At 72.4% G+C, this 24,511-nt stretch carries 1 protein-coding gene; it reads left to right on the top strand.

Annotation, left to right across the window (positions count from 1 at the left end):
* Positions 1–56: 56 nt before the first annotated feature.
* A complete protein-coding gene (locus tag LXT23_RS36420) occupies positions 57–24,473 on the top strand; it encodes a non-ribosomal peptide synthase/polyketide synthase (RefSeq protein ID WP_253985025.1) in 24,417 nt (8,138 codons plus the stop codon).
* Positions 24,474–24,511: the final 38 nt, after the last annotated feature.

The following is a 24,511-nucleotide window of genomic DNA, read 5'->3' as shown; positions in this document are numbered from 1 at the left end:
TCCTGGACCTTCCGGTAGGAGCGGAAGTTCAGGACTCCCCCGTCACCTTCCAGACCATGCCCCAGCCACGCACCCTCGTCGACCTCCTGGAAGCGCGCAGCATCGCGCGTGCCGAGCATCCCCTCTACACGTTCCTGGAGGACGGGACGGGAGAGGGTACTCCGCTGACACGGGGGGAGCTGTCGCTGCGAGCCCGGCGTATCGGCGGTGCGCTCCAGGCGCTGGTCCCCGAGGGGGAGCGTGCGGTGCTGCTGTATCCGCCCGGCGCCGAGTACCTGCTGGGCTTCTTTGGCTGCCTGTACTCCGGGCTGGTGGCCGTGCCCGCCTACCCACCGGACCCGGCGCGGCTGGAGCGCACGCTGCCAAGGCTGCGCGCCATCATCGAGGACTCGCGGGCCACGGTGGTGCTCACCACCGCGTTCATTGCCTCCATGCTGGAGGTGCTCTTCGAGCGCGCTCCCGACCTGAAGTCGCTGCGCTGGGTGGCCACCGACACGCTGGAAGCGGGCAGCGAGTCCTCGTGGCGCGAGCCGGCGGTGACGGCCGACTCGGTGGCCTTCCTCCAGTACACCTCGGGCTCCACCGGCTCGCCCAAGGGGGTGGTGCTCAGCCACGCCAACCTGCTGCACAACCTGGAGCTGATTCGCGGCGCCTTCGGCACGCGTGACGACAGCGTGGGCGTCATCTGGCTGCCGCCCTACCACGACATGGGGCTCATCGGCGGCATCCTGGTGCCGCTGTACCAGGGCTTCCACACCGCGCTCATGTCTCCGCTGGACTTCCTCAAGCGGCCGAGGCTGTGGCTGGAGACGCTGACGCGGTTGGGCGGCACCATCAGTGGTGGCCCCAACTTCGCCTTCGAGCTGTGCGTGCGCCGCATCCCTCCCGCCGAGCGCGAGGGGTTGGACTTGAGTCGCTGGGAGGTGGCCTTCTGCGGCGCGGAGCCCGTCCGCGCCGAGACGCTGGCGCGCTTCACCGAGGCGTTCGCGCCGTGGGGCTTCCGGCGCGAGGCCTTCTACCCCTGCTACGGCCTGGCCGAGGCCACCCTCATCGTCTCGGGTGGGGCGAAGGAGGCGCCGCCGCGGCTGCTCCCGGTGGACGTGGCCGCGCTGGAGCGGGGCTTCTCCGAGGCGCCGGTGAAGGATGGCCGGACGCTGGTGGGCTGCGGTGAGGCACTGCCCGGGCAGCGGATTGTCGTGGTGGAGCCGGAGTCGCTGCGGGTGTGCGTGCCGGGAGAGGTGGGCGAAATCTGGGTGAGTGGGCCGAGTGTCGCGAAGGGCTACTGGCAGCGGCCATATGAGTCCCGGAGCGTCTTCGAGGCACATACCGCGAGGGGGGATGGGCCCTTCCTGCGCACCGGGGACCTGGGGTTCCTGGAAGCGGGCGAGTTGTATGTGACGGGGCGGAGGAAGGACCTGCTCATCCTGCGCGGGCGCAACCTCTACCCGCACGACCTGGAGGCGACGGTGGAGGGCAGCCATCCCTCGCTGCGGCCGGGGTGTGGGGCGGCCTTCAGCGTCGAGGTGGAGGGCGAGGAGCGGCTGGTGGTGGTGCAGGAGGTGGATGCGCGCAAGCTGGCGGGCGCGGTGGAGGAGGTGGCGGGCTCCATCCGGCAGCGGCTGGCGGAGTTGCATGAGGTGCTGCCGCAGGCACTGGTGCTCATCGAGCCGGGCAGCCTGCCGAAGACTTCCAGCGGCAAGGTGCGGCGTCGCTCGTGCCGGGCGGCCTTCCTGGCGGGAGAGCTGCGTGAGGTCTACGCATGGCGACTTCCAGCGGGCTTGGAGCCGGCGGGGGTGAACGAGGGCCCACGCGCACCGCCGACCGGGCACGATGAGGACGGCGGATGGGCAGCCCGCGTGCTGGCTCGGGTGGCGGCTCGGCTGGGGGCCCGCGTCGAGACGCTCGATGCGTCGGCGCCGCTCACCCGCTACGGGCTGGACTCACTGGCCGCGACGGAGCTGGCGCACGCGCTGGAGCAGGACCTGGGGGTGGCGCTTCCCATGGAGTTGCTGCTGAGTGGCGCGAGTGCCTCGGAGCTGGCTCGACAGCTCGCCACCCGGGTCGCGGCTTCGCCCATTCCCCGCGTGCCACGAACTGGCGCCGTGCCGCTGACGTTCGCCCAGCAGCGACTGTGGTTCCTCGACCGGCTGGAGCCGGGCAGCGCCTTCTACAACGTGCCGGTGGTCTCCCGGCTGGAGGGGCACCTGGAGGTGCTGGCACTGGAGCGTGGGCTCCAGGCGCTGGTGCAACGGCATGAGGCGCTGCGCACGGTGTTCGCCGAGGAGCACGGCGAGCCGGTGCAGCGCATCCAGGAGACGCTGCTGCTGCCGCTGACCCTGGTGGACCTGGGCGGACTGGCCGAGGCCGCACGCGAAGCGGAGCTGCACCGGCTGACGGGGGAAGAGGCGCGCCGCCCGTTCGACCTCGAGCGCGGGCCGTTGCTGCGCGCCACGTTGCTGCGCCTGGACAGCCAGCGGCACGTGCTGCTGCTGACGCTGCACCACATCATCGCGGATGGCTGGTCCATGCGCGTGCTGGTGCGCGAGCTGGCGAAGCTCTACGAGGGCTTCCGCGCGGGCCTCGTGCCCACGCTGGCCGAGCTGCCCGTGCAGTATGCCGACTACGCGCGCTGGCAGCGCGAGCGGCTGCGGGGCGAGCAGCTCGAGGCGATGCTCGGCTGGTGGCGGGCGCACCTCGCTGGCGCGCCGCTGCTCCTGGCGCTGCCGGCGGACCGTCCCCGCCCCAAGGCGCAGTCCTACCGCGGGGCGCACGTGGCCCGGCGCATGGAGCGGGCCGCGTGGGAGCGCGTGAAGGCGCTGGCGCTGGGGGAAGGCACCACCCCCTTCGTGGCCCTGCTGGCCGGCTTCCAGGTGCTGCTGCACCGCTACACCGGCCAGGACGATGTCGTGGTGGGAGTGGACACCGCGCAGCGCACCCGCGCCGAGACGGCCGGCCTCATCGGCCTCTTCGTCAACCAGCTTCCCCTGCGCGGCACACTCTCCGGTGCCCCGGCCTTCCGCGAGCTGCTCTCGCAGCTCCATGGAGCGACGATGGGCGCCCTGGCGTATCAGGAGCTGCCCTTCGACGAGCTCGTGCGCGACCTCAACCCGGAGCGCAGCCTGGCCCATGCGCCCGTGTTCCAGGTGAAGCTGGTGGTCCAGGATGCCGTGCCCGCGCCGCTGCGCCTGCCGGGCCTGACGCTGCAGAGCGCGCTGGGGGACACGGGCGCCACCAAGCTCGACCTCACCCTCTCGGTCACCGACACCCCCAGCGGCCTGGAGCTGCTAGGCGAGTACGCCACCGACCTCTTCGATGCGGACACCGTCGGCCGCATGCTGGAGCACCTGGTCCGCCTGCTGACGGAGGCCGCCGCCACCCCCGAGCGCCGCATCTGCGAGCTGCCCCTGCTGTCCGAAGAGGAGCGCCGCCACGCGCTGGAAGAGTGGAGCCGCACCGCGCCCGCCACCCCGGAGGCCTGCGCGCACCACCTCTTCGAGCAGCAGGTGCTGCGCACGCCCGATGCCATCGCCGTCTCCTTCGAAGCGCGCACGCTGACGTACCGGGAGCTGGATGTGCGAGCCAACCAGCTCGCCTGGCACCTGCGCTCCCTGGGCGTGGGGCCCGACGTCGTGGTGGGCGTGCACCTGGAGCGCACGCCAGAGCTGGTCATCGTGGTGCTGGGGGTGCTCAAGGCCGGCGGCGTCTACCTGCCCCTCGACACCGGCTACCCGCCCGCCCGGCTGGAGCTGATGCTGCGCGAGGCCCGGGTGCCCCTGCTGGTCAGCCGGGAGGCACTGGCCGACCGGCTCGCCGCTCACACGGACGTGCTGGTGCTGCTGGACACGGACCGCACCGAGCTGGAGCGCCAGCCCTCGACGGCGTTGACACCCGCGTCCGATGTCACGCCCGCGAACCTCGCCTACGTCATCTTCACCTCCGGCTCCACCGGCACGCCGAAGGGAACGCTCCTTCCCCACCGCGGCCTGTGCAACACCGCCCTCGCCACCCGTGATGCGCTGGGCCTGCGTCCCGGACATCGCCTGTTGCAGCTGGCGGCCATCGGCTTCGATGCCTCGGTGTCGGAGCTCTTCTCGACGCTGCTGGCTGGCGCGCAGCTGTGTCTCGCCCCGCCGGAGTCGCTGCTGCCGGGGCCGCCGCTCCAGAAGGTGCTCGCGGACAAGCGCATCACCACCCTCACGGCCACCCCCACCTCACTGGCGCCGCTGGCGCCGGAGTCGCTGCCGGAGCTGGAAGTCGTCGCCTCCGTGGGCGAGGCGTGTACGCCGGAGCTGGCCGCGCGCTGGACGCCCGGTCGCCGCTTCCTCAATGCCTACGGCCCGACCGAGGCATCCGTCTGCGCCACCATCGACCCGGACGTGGACCCGCGCCGGCCGTCCATCGGTCGCGCCATCGCCGGGGCCCGCGTGTACGTGCTGGACGCGTGGCTGGAGCCCGTGCCTCCCGGTGTCCCGGGCGAGCTGTTCGTGGGGGGGCCGGGGCTGGCCCGCGGCTACCTCCACCAGCCGGTGCTCACCGCCGAGCGCTTCGTGCCCGACCCCTTCGCGACCGTCCCCGGAGAGCGGCTGTACCGTACGGGAGACCGGGTGCGCCAGCTGTCGGATGGACGGCTGGAGTTCCTGGGCCGGCGCGACGCACAGGTGAAGGTGCGGGGCGTGCGGGTGGAGCTGGGCGAAGTGGAGGCGACGCTGGCGCAGTACCCCGGCGTGCGTCAGGTCGTGGTGCTGCCACGCGACGAGGCGGGCGAGACGCGACTGGTGGCCTACGTCGTCGCGGACGCGCTGGAGCCCGCGGCGGTGCGGCGCTTCCTCAAGGAGCGGCTGCCAGAGGTGCTGGTGCCTTCCGCCTTCGTGATGCTGGGCGCGCTGCCGCTCGCTCCGGGCGGCAAGGTGGACCGGCAGGCGCTGCCCCGGCTCGAGTCCGCGGCCCGGCCGACGTCGGAGGCCCCCCTCGCCGGGTTTCGCTCCGGGCTCGAGCAGCGCATCGCCGAGGTCTGGGCGCGGGCGCTCCAGGTGGAGCGGGTGGGCCCGCACGACCACTTCTTCGAGACCCTGGGCGGCAGCTCGCTGCTGGCGGTGAAGGCCAGCACGCTGCTGCGTGAGACGCTGGGGCAGGAGGTGCCCGTCACCCACCTCTTCGAGCACCCCACCGTGGAGGCGCTGGCCGCGCGGCTGGAGCGGGAGCGCCGCTTCGAAGAGGCCCCTCCGGCTTCGAAGAGACCGAAGCCGGAGCACGGGGGCGGCGCCGCGGAGGGCTCCGGCGACATCGCCATCATCGGTATGGCCGGACGCTTCCCGGGCGCTCCGGACGTGAAGGCCTTCTGGCAGAACCTGCGCCAGGGCGTGGAGTCCATCTCCCGCTTCAGCCCCGAGGAGCTGGAGACCTCGCCGCTGTTCCCCGACTCGCTGCGACGCCATCCGGACTTCGTCCCCGCGGGCGGAGTGCTGGAGGGCGCGGACGGCTTCGACGCGCGCTTCTTCGAGGTGTCCCCGCGCGAGGCGCTGTGGATGGACCCGCAGCAGCGGCTCTTCCTCCAGTGCGTCTGGAACGCGCTGGAGGACGCGGGCCATGACCCGGCACGCTTCCAGGGGCTCATCTCGCTCTATGCCGGCACGGGCTCGTCGGGCGGGCACATGCTGTCCCTGCTGGGGCAGACGCAGAAGGACCCCGCCTCGCTGTTCGAGGCGCTGGGGACCACCACGGGTGAGAATGCGGCCACCAAGACCGCGTACAAGCTGAAGCTCGGCGGTGAGAGCCTCAACGTCTTCACCGCCTGCTCCACCGGCCTCGTGGCGGTCCACCTGGCGTGCCGGAGCCTGCACGCCGGTGAGTCGGACATGGCGCTGGCGGGCGCGGTGAAGGTCGCCCTGCCGCAGCGCACCGGCTACCTGTTCCAGGAGGGAATGATTCTCTCGCCCGACGGGCACTGCCGCGCCTTCGACGCGCGGGCTCGTGGCACCGTCCTGGGCAGCGGGCTGGGCGTGGTGGTGCTCAAGCGGCTCTCCACCGCGCTGCGCGATGGAGACCGCGTCTATGCGGTCATCAAGGGCTCCGCGCTCAACAACGACGCGGACGCGAAGGTCAGCTACACCGCGCCCAGCGTCCAAGGACAGCGCGAGGTGGTTGCCCGCGCGCTGGCGTCGGCGGGCGTGGACGCCTCCAGCATCGGCTACGTGGAAGCCCACGGCACCGGTACGCCGCTCGGCGACCCGATAGAAATCGCCGCGCTGACGCGCGCCTACCGCGAGCATACCGACCGCACCGGATACTGCGCCATCGGCTCGGTGAAGACGAACATCGGACACCTGGACACCGCCGCGGGCATCGCGGGGCTCATCAAGGCCACGCTCGCGCTGCACCACGGAGAGCTGCCGCCGAGCCTGCACTTCGAGCGGCCCAATCCGGAGATCGACTTCGAGAAGAGCCCCTTCTTCGTGAACACCGCCCTGCGCCCGTGGGCGCGGGGGGAGGGGCCGCGCAGGGCCGGGGTGAGCTCGTTCGGCATCGGTGGCACCAACGCGCACCTGGTCCTGGAGGAGGCGCCGCCGAGGGTGAAGGGGCAGGGCAGCCGGCGCACCCGGCACCTCGTCACGCTGTCGGCCCGCAGTGCCTCCGCGCTGGACACGATGGCTCGCGAGCTCGCGGACCATGTGGAGGCCCACCCGGAGGTGGACCTGGCGGACCTGGCCTTCACCCGGGCCGTGGGACGCAGGGCGTTCGAGTTTCGCCGCACGTTGATTACCGGCAGCCCGGCCGGACTCCTGCGGCGCCTGCGCAACCCGAGCGTGACTTCCGAGGTGAAGGACCTGGATGCCGCCCGCTCCACCCGGGTGGCGTTCCTCTTCCCGGGGCAGGGCGCGCAGTCCGCCCGCATGGCCCGGGGACTCTACGCGTCGGAGCCGGTGTTCCAGCGGGAGCTGGACGCATGCCTCGCGCTCCTGCCCCGGGCCGGGCTGGCGGAGGACCTGCGCCCGGTGCTCTTGCCGGAGCAGGGGGCGGAAGCCCTGGCCGAGGCGACGCTCACCGCGCCCCGCTTCGCGCTGCCCGCGCTGCTGTCGGTGGAGTACGCGCTGGCGCGGCTGTGGATGAGCTTCGGCTTCAGGCCGGCGGCGCTGCTGGGACACAGCTTCGGCGAGTACGCGGCGGCGTGCCTGTCCGGCGTGCTGTCGCTGGAGGATGCGCTGCGGCTGGCCGTCATTCGCGGGGAGCTGATGTCGCGGATGCCCCCCGGCGGCATGCTCGCGGTGGGGCTCTCCCCCGAGGAGCTGGTGCCGCAGCTCCCGGCCATGCTGGAGCTGGCCTCCTTCAATGGCCCGTTCCGCTGCGTGGTGTCCGGCCCCCTCGGGCCGCTGGAGGCGCTGGAGCACACCCTGGGCGGGCGTGGCGTGGGGGTGATGCGGCTGAGCGCGGCGCACGCGTTCCACTCGCGCGCGGTCGAGCCGCTGATGCCCGAGATGGAGCGGGCGGTGGCCAGGCTGACGCTGAACCCCCCCACGGTGCCGTACGTCTCCAGTCTCACGGGGACGTGGATCTTCCCCGACGAGGCGACCTCTCCGCGCTACTGGGCCCGGCAGATGCGTGAGCCGGTCCGCTTCACCGCGGGCATGAACGAGCTGGTGAAGTGGGGCTGCGGCTGGTTTATCGAGGCCGGCCCGGACCAGCACCTCACCGCGCTCGCCCGGCTGCGCCTGCGCACCGAGCGCAGCGCGATGGTGGTGCCCTCGCTTCCGAAGAGCGGCTCCTCCACGTCGGACGCGCAGACCCTCATGGAGTCGGTGGGCGCGCTGTGGCGAGCCGGTGCCGCCGTGGACTGGGAGGGATTCCACGGCGAAGCGCCGCGCCGCCGCATCTGCCTGCCGGGCTACCCCTTCGAGGAGCGCAGCTTCTCCCTGGAAGCGAGGCCCCTGCCGGAGGTCGCGCCCGTGCCGGAGGTCGCGCCCGTGCCGTCCGCGGCACCGGTGCCCTCCGTGGCGAGCCCCTGGAGCGATGTCGAGCAGCGCTTGGTGGAGCTGTGGCGCGAGCGGCTGGGCGTGACGGACATCGGCCCGGACGACAACTTCCTGGAGCTGGGGGGCAACTCGCTGATGGCGGCGCAGCTGCTCACCCGGCTGCGCGAGGCGTTCCAGGTCCAGCTTCCCCTCAGTGACTTGTTCGAGGCGCCTACCGTCGCCACCCTGGCCGCGCGCATCGAGGCCCGGCTCCAGGCGCAGAAGCCCGGCAGCGGAGCCCAGGCGGCGGTGATGGCGCCCATCCCGCGAACGGGCGAGCTGCCCCTGTCCCACGTGCAGGCGCGCGTCTGGGAGCTGGAGCTGCAGGAGCCGGGCAGCTCCATCTTCAACGAGCCCCTGGCGATTCGAATCTCCGGGGTGCTCCGCGTCGCCGAGCTGGAGCGCGGCTTCAACGAGGTCATCCGCCGGCACGAGTCGCTGCGCACCGTCTTCCAGGCCGTGGATGGACGGGCCGTGCCGCGCATCCTCCCCGAGGTGCGCATGCCGTTGCCCCTGGTGGACCTGAGCGACTTCGCCGGAGACCGCGAGGCCGAGGCGATGCGCCTGGCCCGCCTGGAGCCCACCGCGCCGTTCCAGCTCGCCCGGGGCCCGCTGGCGCGGGTGCTCCTGCTGCGGCTGGCGCAGACCGAGCTCGTGCTGCTCGTCACCCTCCACCACATCGTCGCGGACACCCTGTCCCTGGTGAACTTCATCCGGGAGGCGGTGGCCCTCTATAGCGGCTTCACCCGTGGCGTCTCCGTGCCCCTGCCGGAGCTGCCCATCCAGTACCTCGACTTCGCGGCGTGGCAGCGTCGAGCGCTCGCGGATGGCTCGCTGTCGGCGCAGCAGGCGTACTGGCGGCAGCGGCTCGCGCGGCGGCCCGGCCCCCTGCCGCTGCCACTGGACCGGCCCCGGGTCGCCGGAGCGCGCAGGCGCGGTGCCCGGCACTCGTTCGCGCTCTCCAGCGCGTTGGGGGCCGCGCTGAAGGCCTTCAGCCAGCGCGAGGGCCTCACGCCGTACATGACGCTGCTGGCGGGCTTCAAGGCCCTCCTGGCCCGCTGCTCGGGTCGGGAGGACATCCTGGTAGGCACCTCCATCGGCAACCGCACGCGCCCGGAGCTCGAGCCGCTGATTGGCTATGTGGCGCATGCGCTGGCGCTGCGCACCCACCTGGGCGGCGACCCGGGCTTCCGCGAGCTGGCGCTGCGAGTGCGCGACACCACGCTGTCCGCCTTCGCTCATCCGGACGTGCCGTACGAGCAGCTCCTGGGCGAGCTGGAGCCCGGCGAGGAGGCAACGTTTTCCCGCCTGTTCGATGCCATCTTCCTGTTGCACACCCAGGACGTGTCCGCGCCCATCCTGGAGTTCCCAGGCCTGCGGCTGGGCTACTTCGAAGTGACGGAGCTGCCCGCCCAGTACGGCACGTCGCTCGCGGACCTCACGCTGCTGATGCGCGAGGATGCGCACGGCTTCTCCGGCACCCTGGAGTACGCCGTCGACCTGTTCGACGCCTCCACCATCGTGCGCCTGCTCGCGCAGTGGGAGGCACTGCTGGCCGGTGCGGTGGCATCGCCGGACACGCCGCTGTCGCGCCTGCCCCTCGATGGGGCGCGGGAGGAGCACCGGACCGAGGGAGCGGCGCCCGGGCGCATGGCCGCTTCGCCGGCTCGCGAGGAGCGGACGCTGGACTTCAGCCTCTTCTACTTCGCCAACGACGCGGAGGCCTCCGGCAGGGCCAAGTACCAGCTGCTCCTCGACGGCGCGCGCTTCGCGGACACGCACGGCTTCAGCGCGGTGTGGACGCCCGAGCGGCACTTCCATGCCTTCGGCGGGCCATACCCCAGCCCCACCGCCACCAGTGCCGCGCTGGCCATGGTCACCGAGCGCGTGGCCATCCGTGCCGGGAGTGTCGTGCTGCCACTGCACGACCCGCTTCGCGTGGCCGAGGAGTGGTCCGTCATCGACAACCTCTCCAATGGCCGCGCTGGCATCTCCTTCGCGACGGGCTGGAACGCGAACGACTTCGTCTTCGCGCCGGAAAACTTCCACGGCCGTCCCGAGGCCGTCCGGCGCGGCGTGGAGGAGGTGCGCGCCCTGTGGCGTGGCGGCACCGTGCGCCGCACCAATGGCAACGGCGCCGAGGTGGACGTCTCCATCCGCCCCCGCCCGGTGCAGGCGGAGCTGCCCCTGTGGCTGACCGCCGCCTTCAACCCGGACACCTTCCGGCTGGCGGGCGAGCTGGGCGCGGGCCTGCTCACCAACGTGCTCGGGCTGGGCCAGGACTTCGAGGAGCTGTCACGCAAGATTGCCCTGTACCGCGAGGCCCGGCGCGAGGCGGGGCACGACCGGGGCCACGTGGTGCTGATGCTGCACACCTTCGTGGCGGGCAGCCTCGAAGAGGTGCGGCGTCAGGCGCGTGAGCCGCTCCTGCGCTACTTCCGCAGCTCGGTGGAGCTGGTCCGCGGGCTGGTGGCCAGCCAGGGCCCGGGCTTCGACGTGAGCAGCCTCACGCCCCAGGACCTGGAGGTGCTGCTGGAGCAGGGCGTCTCTCGCTACCTGGAGGCGGGGGGGCTCTTCGGCACGCCCGAGACGCTCGCCGGACGCGTGGAGCAGCTGCGCCAGGCGGACGTGGACGAGGTGGCCTGCCTCGTCGACTTCGGGCTGAGCCACGAGGTCGCAATGGAGGGCCTGTGGCACCTGGACGTGCTGCGGCGCCAGAGTCAGGCACGGCGGGGCGTGGCCCGCGCCGCTGCCTCGGCGCCCACGCCCGCGGCCCGCCGGCGTCCGGCCTGGAGCGAGCCGGCTTCGAGCCCTCCGGCTCCGGTTCCCGCTCCCGTGCGTGGAGGTCCGTCCGTTCGCGCGGACGCGCTGATTCCCCGGGTGACGCGCAACGGCCCGCTGCCGCTGTCGTTCGCGCAGCAGCGGCTGTGGTTCCTGGACCAGTTCCAGCCGGGCACCGCGCTCTACAACATTCCCTCCGCGATGCGGCTGGAGGGCGTGCTCGACGTGGACGCGCTCGGGCGCGCCTTCGCGGAGCTGTTGCGCCGGCATGAGGCCCTGCGCACGACCTTCCGGGCGCACGAGGGCCATCCGGTCCAGGTGCTCGCGTCCCCTGACTCGGCCGCCTTGCTGGAGGTGGAGGACCTGAGGCACCTGCCGTCGGAGCAGCGCGGGGAAGCTGCCCTGCGCCTGGCTCGCGAGGAGGCCAGCCGCCCCTTCGACCTGTCCGGGGGCCCACTGCTGCGCTCGCGGCTGCTGCGCCTGTCGGAAGAGGCGCACCTGCTGCTGGTGACGATGCACCACATCGTCTCCGACGGCTGGTCCATTGGCGTGCTCATCCGCGAGCTCGTCGCGCTCTACGACGCCTTCGCGAGCGGCAGGGCGTCGCCTCTGCCGGAGCTTCCCATCCAGTACGCGGACTACTCCGTGTGGCAGCGCGACTGGCTGAAGGGGCCCGTGCTGGAGGAGCAGCTCGCCTGGTGGAAGGGCCGGCTCGAAGGTGCGCCGCCCGCGCTGGAGCTGCTCACCGACCATCCTCGCACCCCGGACACGCGCAGCCCCGGCGCGTCGCTGCGGGTGAAGCTCCCGCTGGAGTTGATGCAGGGCCTGCGCGCGCTGTGCCGGCGTGAGAAGGGCACGCTGTTCATGGGCCTGCTGGCCGGCCTGCAGGCGCTGCTGTCCCGCTACACGGGGCAGGAGGACATCTGCGTGGGGGCACCCATCGCGGGGCGTACCCAGCCGCAGACGGAGGGGCTCATCGGCTTCTTCGTGAACACGCTGGTGCTGCGCACGCGCCTGGAAGGAGACCCGAGCTTCCAGGAGCTGCTGCGGCGGGTAAAGGACGTGACGCTGGGCGCGTACGCGCACCAGGACGTGCCGTTCGAGAAGCTGGTGGAGGTGCTCCAGCCTCCGAGGCACGCCGGGCACACGCCCTTCTTCCAGGTGACGCTGGTGCTGCTCAACACGCCCTCGGCGGAGCTGGTCGCGCCGGGGCTCGCCTTTCGTCCCGTGGACGTGGACAGCGGTACCTCCAAGTTCGACTTCACCCTGGTCCTCACCGAGACGCCCGGGAGTCTGGACGCCACGCTGGAGTACCGGAGCGACCTGTTCGAGTCCTCCACCGCCGCGCGGATGATGGAGCACCTGCGCGCGCTGCTGGAGGACGCGGTCGCCCATCCCGAGCGGCGCCTGTCCGAGCTGTCCCTCATGGGGGAGGCGGAGCGCCAGCGGGTGCTGGTGGACTGGAACGCCGCCGCCGTGGAGGCCCAGGCCGAGCCGTGCATCCACGCGCTCTTCGATGCCCAGGCCGCGCGCACGCCCGAGGCGGTGGCCGCGGTGTTCGACGGAGGCCAGGTCTCGTACGCGGAGCTGGAGCGCCGGGCCAACCAGCTTGCCTGGCACCTGCGCGAGCTGGGCGTGCGCGTCGGGGACCGGGTGGCGCTGTGCCTGGAGCGCTCGCCGGAGCTGCTGGTGGCCGTGCTGGGCGTCCTCAAGGTGGGCGCCGCCTTCGTGCCGGTGGACCCGAGCTACCCCGCCGAGCGGCTGGCCTTCATGCTGGAGGACTCCGGCGCGTCGCTGGTGCTCACCCTGTCCCGGCTGCTCGCGTCACTCCCCGGGGACACCCGGGCGCGCGTCCTCTGCCTGGACACCGGGGGCGAGGCATTCTCCCGGCAGCCCGCCAGTGCCCCGGTGTGGCCCATGTCGCCCGAAGCCCTCTGCTACATCATCTATACGTCCGGCAGCACGGGCCGGCCCAAGGGCATCGCGGTGCCACACCGCACGCTGTCGAACGTCGTGGCCTGGCAGCGACGGAAGTCCGTTCGGGCAGCGTCCACCACGCTGCAGTTCGCGTCGCTCAACTTCGATGTCTCCTACCAGGAGATGTTCGCGACCTGGGCCGCGGGCGGCACGCTGGCCGTGCCCACGGACCGGGTGCGCCAGGACATGCCGGCGCTGCTCGACTTCATGGTGCGGCATGACGTGGAACGACTGTTCCTTCCGTTCATCGCCCTCCGCGCCCTGGTGGAGGCGGTGGCGCACGCCAGGCACCTCCCAACGCGCCTGCGCGAGGTGGTGACGGCGGGGGAGCAGCTGCAGGTGACGCCCGCGCTGGTGTCCTTCTTCGAGCGGCTGCCGGAATGCGTGCTGGAGAACCAGTACGGCCCGTCGGAGGCGCACGTGGTGAGCGCGCACCGGCTCCAGGGGGCCCCGTCCTCGTGGCCGTTGCTGCCTCCGGTGGGCAGCCCGGCGCCCGGCACCCGCCTGTACGTGCTGGACGCGCACGGCCGTCCCTGCGCCATCGGCGTGCCCGGAGAGGTATTCGTCGGTGGCGTCCAGGTGGCGCTCGGCTACCACGAGCGGCCGGAGTTGACGGCCGAGAAGTTCCTCCCCGACGCGCTCTCCGGCGAGCCGGGCGCGCGGCTGTACCGCACCGGCGACCGCGCCCGCTGGAAATCGGACGGAGTCCTCGAGTACCTCGGCCGCCTGGATGGGCAGGTGAAGGTGCGGGGCTTCCGCATCGAGCTGGGCGAGGTGGAGGCCGCCCTGCGCGACGCGCCTGGAGTGCGCGAGGCCGCCGCGATGGTCCGTGAGGACATTCCCGGCGACAAGCGGCTGGTGGGCTACGTGGTGCTCCCGCCCGAAGCCCCCTGGGAGCCCGAGGCCCTGCGTCAGGCCCTGGCCCGACGGCTGCCCGAGTACATGCTGCCCTCGGTCCTGCTGCGACTGGACGCGCTGCCGCTGATGCCCACCGGCAAGCTGGTCCGCGCCCTGCTGCCCGCGCCGGATGTGGAGAGCCTGCGAGGCGAGGCTCCCCTCGTCGCGCCTCGCAATCCGCTGGAACAGGCGCTGGCGGATGCCTTCGCCAGCGTGCTGAACCTTCCGCGCGTCGGTGTCACCGACAACTTCTTCACGCTGGGGGGCCACTCGCTGCTGGCCACCCAGGTGGTCGCGCGGCTGCGCACCGCGCTGAGCGTGGAGGTGGCCCTGCGGGAGCTGTTCGAGGCGCCCACGGTGGAGTCGCTGTCCCGGCGCCTGGAGCAGCGCCTGCCTGCCGGTTCCCGCCGGCCGTCCGCGCCGGGAATCGTCCCGCGCGCGGACAGGGGGGACGCGGAGCTGTCCTACGCGCAGCAGCGGCTGTGGTTCCTGGACCAGTTCCAGCCCGACAGCGCGCTCTACAACATGCCGGCCGCGCTGCGGCTGGAGGGCGTGCTCGACGTGGCGGCCCTGGAGCGGGCCTTCACCGAGCTGGTCCGCCGACACGAAGTCCTGCGCACCACCTTCGAGGTGCGTGGGAACACGCCGGTCCAGGTCGTGTCACCCGCGTCGGACCCGGTGCTGGAGGTGGAGGACCTGTCATTCCTGCCCGCTTCGGAGCGCGAAGAGGAGGCGATGAACCTGGGGCGGGAGGAGGCACGCCGTCCGTTCGACCTCTCCCGGGGCCCGCTGCTGCGCACGCGGCTGGTGCGCCTGGCCGCGCAGCACCACCTGCTGCTGGTGACGATGCACCACATCATCTCGGACGGCTGGTCCATCGCCGTGCTCACCCACGAGATGGTGGCGCTCTACGAAGCGGCCGTGGCCGGCCGACCGTCGCCGCTCCCGCCGCTGCCCATCCAGTACGCGGACTACACGGTGTGGCAGCGCGAGTGGCTCCAGGGCGAGGTGCTGGACGGCCAGCTCGACTACTGGCGCAAGCAGCTCGACGGTGCGCCACCCGCGCTGGAGCTGCCCACCGACTGGCCGCGCACCGCGAAGACGAGCAACCCCGGCACGTGGCTCCGGGTGGAGCTGCCGCTGGAGCTGACCCAGGGACTGACGGCGCTCTGCAAGCGCGAGGGCGCCACGCTGTTCATGGGCTTGCTGGCGGGGCTCCAGTCGCTGCTGTCGCGCTACTCGGGGCAGGACGACGTCAGCGTGGGCGCTCCCATCGCCGGGCGCACGCAGGCAGAGACGGAAGGGCTCATCGGCTTCTTCGTGAACACGCTGGTGCTGCGCACGCGGCTGGAGGGGGACCCCACCTTCCTCGAGTTGCTCGCGCGGGTGAAGGACGTCACGCTGGACGCGTATGCGCACCAGGACGTGCCCTTCGAGAAGCTGGTGGAGGCGCTGCAGCCGCCGAGGCAGCCGGAGCGCACGCCCTTCTTCCAGGTGGCGCTGGTGATGCTCAACACGCCCACGACGGAGATGCATGTCCCCGGGCTCACCCTGCGCCTGATGGAGCTGGACAGCGGCACCGCGAAGTTCGACTTCACGCTGACGCTGAGTGAGACGCCCCAGGGCCTGCGCGGCGCCCTGGAGTACCGGACCGACCTGTACGAAGCCTCCACCGGCGCGCGGCTGGTAGAGCACCTGGGCGTGCTGCTGCGCGACGCCGTGGCGCACCCCGAGCGGCGCCTGTCCGAGCTGTCGCTCATGGGGGAGACAGAGCGACACCAGGTCCTGGTGGACTGGAATGACACGGCGGCGGTCTCCGCGCGCGCGGCCTGTGTGCATGAGCTCGTCGCGGCCCAGGTGGCTCGCACTCCCGACGCGGTGGCGGTGGTCTTCGAGGACGCGCGGCTGTCCTACGCGGAGCTGGAGTGCCGGGCGAACCAGCTCGCGCACCACCTGCGCTCGCTGGGGGTTCGCGCGGGAGACCGGGTGGGCCTGTGCATGGTGCGCTCGCTGGAGCTGATGGTGGGCGTGTTGGGCATCCTGAAGACCGGTGCCGCCTGCCTCCCGCTCGACCCTGGCTACCCGGCGGAGCGCCTGGCGTTCATGCTGGAGGATTCGAGAGCGCCGGTGGTCCTCACCCACGCTGCCGTGTCGCCGTTGCTGCCGGCGGAGGCGCGCGCCCGCCGCGTGCAGGTGGACGCGGAGGCCTCGGCCATCGCTCGCCAGCCGGACGATGCGCCGGTGGTGGTGGGGTCGCCCGAATCCGCCTGCTACGTCATCTATACGTCCGGCAGCACGGGACGGCCGAAGGGCGTGGCGCTGCCACACCGTGCGCTGTCCAACCTGCTGGCGTGGCAACTGAAGCAGTCCGTCAAGCCGAGCGCGACCACGCTGCAGTTCGCGTCGCTCAGCTTCGACGTCTCCTTCCAGGAGCTCTTCTCCACGTGGTGCGCGGGCGGCACCCTGGTGGTGCCCACGGCCGAGGTGCGGCAGGACATGCCCGCGCTGCTCGACCTCATGGCACGGCACGGCGTGGAACGCGTGTTCCTTCCGTTCGTCGCGCTCCAGGCGCTGGCGGACGCGGCGACTCATGGCGCGCCCCTTCCCCGCGCCCTGCGCGAGGTGGTGACGGCCGGTGAGCAGCTCCAGGTGACGCCCGCGTTGGTGTCCTTCTTCGAGCGGCTGCCGGGGTGCGTGCTGGAGAACCAGTACGGCCCGTCGGAGACGCACGTGGTGAGTGCGTACCGGCTCCAGGGCGCACCGGCCTCCTGGCCCCGGCTGCCTCCCATCGGGACGCCGCTGCCCGACACCCGGCTGTACGTGCTGGACTCGCGCGGACAGCCCTGTGCCGTTGGCGTGCAGGGAGAGCTGCTCATCGGTGGCGTGCAGGTGGCGCACGGCTACTCCGGGCGTCCGGAGCTGACCGCCGAGCGGTTCGTGCCCGACCCGTTCTCCCGCGAGCCGGGCGCGCGGCTCTACCGCACGGGCGACCGGGCGCGGTGGAAGGCGGAGGGCTCCGTGGAGTTCCTCGGCCGCCTGGATGGGCAGGTGAAGGTGCGGGGCTTCCGCATCGAGCTGGGCGAGGTGGAGGCCGCCCTGCGCGACACGCCGGAGGTGCGTGACGCCGCCGCCGTAGTGCGCGAGGACGTTCCGGGTGACAAGCGACTGGTGGGGTACGTGGTGCTCCCGCCCGAAGCCCCCTGGCAGCCCGAGTCCCTGCGAGAGTCACTGAGGCGCCGACTCCCCGAGTACATGGTGCCGTCGGCCCTGGTGCGCCTGGAGGCGCTGCCGCTGACACCCAGTGGGAAGCTGGCCCGCCGCCTGCTGCCGTCGCCGGATGCGGACGGCCTGCGCGGGGATGGACGCTTCGTGGCTCCTCGAACGCCGCTGGAGCAGTCGCTGGCGGAGGTGTTCGCCAGCGTGCTGGGCGTGCCCCAGGTGGGCGTCATCGACAACTTCTTCGCCCTGGGCGGCCACTCGCTGCTGGCGACCCAGCTCGTCTCGCGCCTGCGTGGCGTGCTCGGGCTGGAGCTGCCGCTGCGCGAGCTGTTCGAGTCGCCCACGGTGGAGTCGCTGGCCCGGCGCCTCGAAGGACAGGTGCCGGCCGGGGCACACCGGATGGTGGCTCCGGTCATCGTCCGACGCACGGTGGAAGCGGAGCTGTCCTTCGCCCAGCAGCGGCTGTGGTTCCTGGACCAGCTCCATCCTGGCACTCCGCTCTACAACCTGCCGGTCGCGCTGCGGCTGGAGGGCGTGCTCGACGTGACAGCCCTGGAGCGGGCCTTCACCGGGCTGGTGCGCCGGCATGAAGCCCTGCGCACCACGTTCCGCGCTCGCGAGGGGAGGGCGGTCCAGGTCATCTCGCCCGCCGCCGCCTTCCCTCTGTCGGTGGAGGACCTGGGACACCTGCCGGAGTCGGGGCGGCAAGACGAGGCGATGCGGCTGGCTCGCGAAGAGGCGCGCCGGCCGTTTGACCTCGCCCAGGGCCCGCTGCTGCGCACGCGGCTGCTCCGGCTGTCCGAGCACCAGCACCTGTTGCTGGTGACGATGCACCACATCGTCACCGACGGTTGGTCCATGACCGTGCTCGTCCGCGAGCTGGCGGCGCTGTACGAGGCCTTCGTCGCCGGCAGGCCATCGCCGCTGCCTTCGCTGCCCCTCCAGTACGCGGACTTCGCGACGTGGCAGCGCGAGTGGCTCCAGGGCGAGGTGCTGGAGCAGCACCTGGGTTACTGGAAGACGCAGCTGGAAGGCGCACCCGCCGCGGTGGAGCTGCCCACCGACCGGCCCCGCACCGCGGACCCGAGCAGTCCGGGCGCAGCGCGGCCCTTCGAGGTGCCCCTGCCGCTGACGCAGGCGCTGACGGCGCTGTGCAAGCGCGAGGGCGCCACGCTGTTCATGGGCCTGCTGGCGGGGCTCCAGGCGCTGCTGTCGCGCTACTCGGGCCAGGACGACGTCAGCGTGGGCGCTCCCATCGCCGGGCGCACGCAGGCAGAGACGGAAGGGCTCATCGGCTTCTTCGTGAACACGCTGGTGCTGCGCACGCGGCTGGAGGGGGACCCCACCTTCCTCGAGCTGCTCGCGCGGGTGAAGGACGTCACGCTGGACGCCTATGCGCACCAGGACGTGCCCTTCGAGAAGCTGGTGGAGGTGCTCCAGCCGCCGAGGCAGGTGGGACGCACTCCCTTCTTCCAGGTGTCGCTGATGTTGCTCAACGTCCCCACCGCGAAGCTGGAGCTGCCCGGGCTGCGGATGGAGCCGCTGGCGGTGGACAGTGGCACCTCCCGCTTCGACCTCTCCCTGCTCTTCGACGAGACGCCTCGGGGGCTGCGCGGCACGGTGGAGTACCGCACCGACCTGTACGAGGACGCCACCGTCGCCCGGATGATGGAGCACCTGGGCGTGCTGCTGGCGGGCGCGGTGGCCCGCCCCGAGCAGCGCCTGTCCGAGCTGCCGCTGATGACCGGAGCGGAGCGCCAGCGGGTGCTGGTGGAGTGGAACGCCACCGACGTGGAGCTCCCGCTCGACGCCGGGGTGCATGAGCTGTTCGCCGCCCAGGCGCTGAGGACTCCGAAAGCGGTGGCGGTGGAGCTCGGCAGCAACCGGCTCACGTACGCGGAGCTGGCGCTGCGCGCCGAGCAGCTCTCCTGGTACCTGTACTCCCTGTGCGTGCGCCCGGGAGACCGGGTGGCGCTGTGCGTGGAGCGTGCTCCGGAGCTGGTGGTGGGCCTGCTGGGCATCCTCGGTGCCGGCGCCGCCTACGTCCCGCTGGACCCGTCCGCTCCTCGCGAGCGGGTGGCCTTCCTGCTGGAGGACACCGGTGCCCCCGTGCTGCTCACCCAGCAGCACCTGTGCGGCGGGCTGCCGTCCTTCGCGGGCCACCTCGTGCGGCTGGACGCGGACGGGCCCGCCATCTCCGGTGCCGCTCCGGTGCCGCTGGCCAGGGGTGTCTCTGCGCACCAGCCCGCCTACGTCCTCTACACGTCCGGCAGCACCGGCCAGCCGAAGGGCGTCGTCGTCTCGCACCGCTCCCTGGCCAACCACATGGCGTGGCTGCTCTCCACCTTCGGCTTCACCGCTGAAGACAGGGTGCTCCAGAAGACGCCGCTGACCTTCGATGCCTCCGTGTGGGAGTGCTGGGCCCCGTTGCTGGTGGGCGCTCGCCTGGTGCTCGCTCCACCCCACGCGCACCGGGACCCCGAGGCCCTGGCCCACTGCGCGGCGGCCGACCACATCACCGTGCTGCAGGTGGTGCCGTCACTGCTGCGCTTCCTGCTCCATGAGCCCGCCTTCTCCTGGGCCACGCAGCTGCGCTGGCTGTTCTGCGGCGGCGAGGCGCTGCCGGCCGAGCTGGCCGCTCGCGTGCGCCAGGCGCTGCCCAAGGCCCGGCTGGTCAACCTCTACGGGCCCACCGAGGCGACCATCGACGCCACCTTCGCCCACGTCACGGGCGAGGAACCCGGGCCCACCGCGCCCATCGGCCGCCCGGTCTCCAACACCCGGGGCTACGTGCTGGACGCCGCGCTGCAGCCTGTCCCCGTGGGCGTGCCGGGAGAGCTCTACCTCGGTGGCGCGCAGCTCGCGCAGGGCTACCTGCACCGGCCGGCGCTCACCGCCGAGCGCTTCATTCCCCATCCCTTCAGCACCGAGCCCGGCGCACGGCTGTACCGCACCGGAGACCGGGTGCGCTGGCTGGCGGACGGGCAGCTCCAGTTCCTGGGGCGCACCGACTTCCAGGTGAAGCTGCGCGGCGTACGCATCGAGCCGGGAGAGGTGGAGGCCGTGCTCGCCTCGCACCCGGCGGTGCACGAGGTGGCGGTGGTTCTGCGGGACGACCTGTCGGTGACGGGCGGTCCGGGACTGGTGGCGTACCTCGTCCCACGTCCTGGGACTTCGTTTGAGAGCGCGGAGCTGGCCGCGTTCGCTCGAGTGCGGCTGTCCGAGTCCCTGGTGCCCTCCACGTTCGTGACGCTGGAGTCGCTGCCGCGCACCCCCAGCGGGAAGCTGGACCGGCGGGCGCTCCCCGCACCCGCGGCCGTATATAATGATGCGGGCTTCGTCGCCTCCCGCACGGACACCGAGCGCGGCCTCGCCGGACTCTGGCGGGAGCTGCTTGGCGTGGAGCAGGTGGGCGCGCGGGACGACTTCTTCCTGCTCGGCGGCCACTCGCTGCTGGCCACGCAGCTCCTGTCCCGCATCCGGAGCACCTTGGGCGTGGAGCTGCCGCTGCAGGCTCTCTTCGAGGCCCGCACGCTGGCGGAGCAGGCGGCTCGCGTGGACGCGCTCGCCGGGAAGGAACGTTCATTCCAGGCTCCGCCGCTCGTGCCCATGCCCCGCCAGGAGCGCATGCCGCTGTCGTTCTCCCAGCAGCGACTGTGGTTCCTGGAGCAGTTGGAGCCTGGCGGCGTCACCTACAACGTCCCCGTCTCCCTTCGCATCGAGGGTGCGCTGGACGTACCCGCGCTGGAGCACGCCTTCCAGGAGGTGGTGCGCCGACACGAGGCGCTGCGAACCCGCTTCCTCGACACACCCGAGGGGCCGGTGCAGGTGGTGGCGCCCTGGGTGGCGCTGCCGCTGACCGGCGAGGACCTGCGCGTCCTGCCCGAGGACGTGCGGGAGCAGGAGGCCCGCCGGCTGGAGGCAGAGGAGGTGCGGCGGCCCTTCGACCTCGCCCAGGGGCTGCTCCTGCGCGCGAGGCTGCTGCGAGTCCACGACGCGGAGCACCTGCTGCTGCTGACGATGCACCACATCGCCTCGGACGGCTGGTCCATGGGCGTGCTGGTGCGCGAGGTGGTGGCGCACTACGCGGCGCACCGCGAGGGACGGCCGGCGCCACTGCCGGAGCTGACGGTGCAGTACGCGGACTACGCGGCGTGGCAGCGGGAGTGGCTGAAGGGAGACGTGCTGGAGGCGCAGCTCGGCTACTGGCGCAAGCAGCTGGAGGGCGCGCCCGCGGTGCTGGAGCTGCCCACCGACCATCCCCGCCCCGCGGTGCGCACGTACCGGGGAGGCACGTACCTGGCCACGCTGCGCCCGGCGCTGGCGGACCAGCTGGACGCGCTGGCCCGCCGCGAGGGGGCCACGCTCTTCATGGTGCTGATGGCGGGCTTCCAGTCCCTGCTGCACCGCCTCAGCGGCCAGACGGACCTGGTGGTGGGCACGGACGTGGCCAACCGCAACCGCGCGGAGACGGAGCCGCTCGTCGGCTTCTTCATCAACCAGCTCGCACTTCGGCTGCGGCTGGAGGGCAACCCCACCTTCCGCGAGGTGCTGGAGCAGACAAAGCGGGTGGCGGTGGAGGCGTACGCGTACCAGGACCTGCCCTACGAGGAGGTGGTGCGCGCCCTCAACCCGGAGCGGAGCCTGGCCCACGCGCCGCTCTTCCAGGTGAAGCTCGTGCTGCAGAACATGCCGCTGGAGGCGCCGGAGCTGCCGGGGCTGAAGCTGCGCGTCGGCGAGTCGCAGGGGGCCGCGTCCAAGCTGGACCTGACGGTGCTGGTCAGTCCGACGCCGGAGGGGCTCGTGTGCTCGTGGCGGTACAGCGCGGACCTCTTCGAGGAGGACACGGTGGAGCGCCTGGCGGGGCGCTTCCAGCGACTGCTGGAAGGCGTGGTGGAGGAGGAAGGCCGGCAGCAGCTGTCCGAGCTGAAGCTGCTGACGCCGCACGAGAAGCGGCGGGTGCTGGTGGACTGGAGCGGCAGCGGGGCGGACTACGCGCGGCGGTGCATCCACGCGCTCATCTCCGAGCAGGCGGCGCGGACGCCGGACGCGGTGGCGGTGATTGCCGGTGACGAGCGGCTGACCTACGCGGAGCTCGAGCGGAAGGCCAACCAGCTCGCGCACTGGCTGAAGGCGCTGGGCGTGGAGCCGGAGACGCGGGTGGGCCTGTTCGTGGAGCGGCGGGCGCACGCCCTGGTGGGCCTGCTGGGCATCCTCAAGGCCGGCGGCGCCTACGTCCCGCTGGACCCGGCCTACGCGCACATGAGCGAGCGCGTGCGGCACGTCCTCGAGGACGCGCGCGTGCAGGTCATCGTCACCGAGGAGGTACTGGCCAGCGAGCTGCCTTCGCAGGGCGAGTTCCTGGTCAGCCTGGACGCGGAGGACGGCGTGCTGGAGTCGCAGCCGGAGGACGCGCCGGACAGCGGCGTGGTGCCCCAGAACGCAGCGTACGTCATCTACACGTCCGGCAGCACGGGGCAGCCCAAGGGCGTGTGCATCGAGCACGGGCAGCTCGCCTGCTACGTGGCGGGCGTCAGCCGGAGGCTGGAGCTGCCTGCGGGGATGAGCTTCGCGTCGGTGTCCACGCTGGCGGCGGACCTGGGGCACACGGCGCTCTTCCCCACGCTGTGCGCGGGCGGCACGGTGCACCTGGTGGGCACGGCGGCGGCATCGGACTCGGCGCGGCTGTGGGCGTATGGGCGGAAGCACGGGGTGGAGGGGCTGAAAATCGTCCCCACGCACCTGGAGGCGCTGCTCGTGGCCGATGACGTGGGCGAGCTGCTGCCGCGCAAGCGCCTGGTGCTGGGCGGAGACCGGGCGGAGTGGTCGCTGGTGGAGCGCGTCCACGCGCTGGCCCCGGAGTGTGAGGTCTTCAATCACTACGGCCCGACGGAGACGACGGTGGGCGTGCTCGCGCAGCGGGTGAAGCGCGGCGAGCGCGCGAGGGGCGCGAAGTCGGTGCCGCTGGGCCGGCCGCTGGAGAACGTGCGGGTGTACGTGCTGGACGGGTACGGCCGGCTGGTGCCGCCACGTGTGCCGGGTGAGCTGTACGTGGGAGGCGAGAGCGTAGGACGGGGCTACCTGGGCCGGCCGGAGCTGACGGCGGAGCGCTTCGTGCCGGACGACTTCTGTGGTCTTCCCGGGACCCGGATGTACCGGACGGGAGACCGGGTGCGGTGGTTGGAGGACGGCAGCATCGAGTTCCTCGGCCGCGTGGACCACCAGCTCAAGCTTCGCGGCTACCGCGTGGAGCTGGGGGAAGTGGAGGCCGTGCTGGCGGGGCACCCCGGCGTGAGCGAGTGCGTGGTGGTGGCACGGGAGGAGGTGCCCGGTGACAGGCACCTCGTCGCGTACGCGGTGGGCAGGGCCGGCAAGACGCTGGAGGAGTCCGCGCTGCGCGAGTACCTGGCGGAGCGGCTGCCGGACTACATGGTGCCCGCGTTCTTCGTGGTGCTGGAGGCCCTGCCGCTGACGGCGAACGGCAAGGTGGACCGGAAGGCCCTGCCGGCACCGTCGCGGAAGCGCTCGGAGGCGGGGTACGTGGAGCCGCGCACGGAGACGGAGCAGCGGCTGGCCGTGCTGTGGAAGGAGCTGCTGGGCGTACCCCGCGTGGGCGTGCACGACGACTTCTTCGACCTGGGGGGCCACTCGCTGCTGGCCACGCAGGTGGTGGCGCGCGCGTGCTCACTCTTCGCGGTGCAGCTCGCGGTCATCGACCTGTTCGAGGCGCCGACGCTGGAGGGGCTGGCCGCGCGCATCGAGGCGGGCACCACGTCGGACTCGCCGCTGGTGACCTTGAGGAAGGGCGGCGCCGCGCAGCCCTTCTACTGCGTGCACCCAGTGGGCGGCGACGTGCTGGCCTACCTGGAGCTGGCCCGGCGCATGGACCCGGACCAGCCCTTCTACGGGCTGCAGGTGCCCACCGGCGGCTCCGGCGACACCGTGGAGGAGATGGCGGAGCGCTACCTCCAGGCCGTGCGCGAGCGGCAGCCTGAGGGCCCGTACTTCCTGGGCGGCTGGTCCCTGGGAGGCCGCATCGCGTACGAGATGGCGCGGCGACTGGAGGCGCAGGGTGAGCAGGTGGGGATGCTGGTCATCATCGACACGACGGGCCGGGAGCAAGAGGCCGGTGAGGGCGTGGAGGGGCAGCGGGTGCTGGAGTTCGCCCACCACCTGAGCAAGCTCGCCGGTCCCCACCAGAGGGCGGTGGAGGTGCTGGAGCACGTGGACCTCGTGGAGCTGGCGGCCGTGCTGGAGGGACGCGACGAGGTGGCCCATGGCGTGGACGCGGAGGCGTGCGAGGCGGTGCGGGAGCTGTGGAGGATGTACCTGCGCAACCGGCTGGCCTCGCTGACGTACGTGCCGAAGCCCTTCGACTGCTCGCTGGTGCTGCTGCGCGCCGCCGAGGGGGAGGCCGACCGGGAGGCGGACCTCGGCTGGAGTGAGCTCGCGCGCGGCGGGGTGGAGGTCCACGAGGTGCCGGGCAACCACTTCAACCTCGTCTCCGTGCCCCACGTGGACGGGCTCGCCGCGAAGCTGCGAGCCCTCCTGGCGCGGTCCCGCCCGGCCGAGGAGCCGAGGAGGGCCGGCTAGGCCCTCGGGAATCAGAATCGCGCAGAAGCCCAGGCTTT

This window comes from Pyxidicoccus xibeiensis (assembly GCF_024198175.1).
Classification (GTDB): Bacteria; Myxococcota; Myxococcia; order Myxococcales; family Myxococcaceae; genus Myxococcus; species Myxococcus xibeiensis.
This window is presented reverse-complemented; position numbering and strand designations above follow the sequence as displayed.

Coding starts and splice junctions, on each gene's coding strand:
- LXT23_RS36420 (WP_253985025.1), top strand. CDS start 57: ATGCCCCAGCCACGCACCCTCGTCGACCTCCTGGAAGCGCGCAGCATC.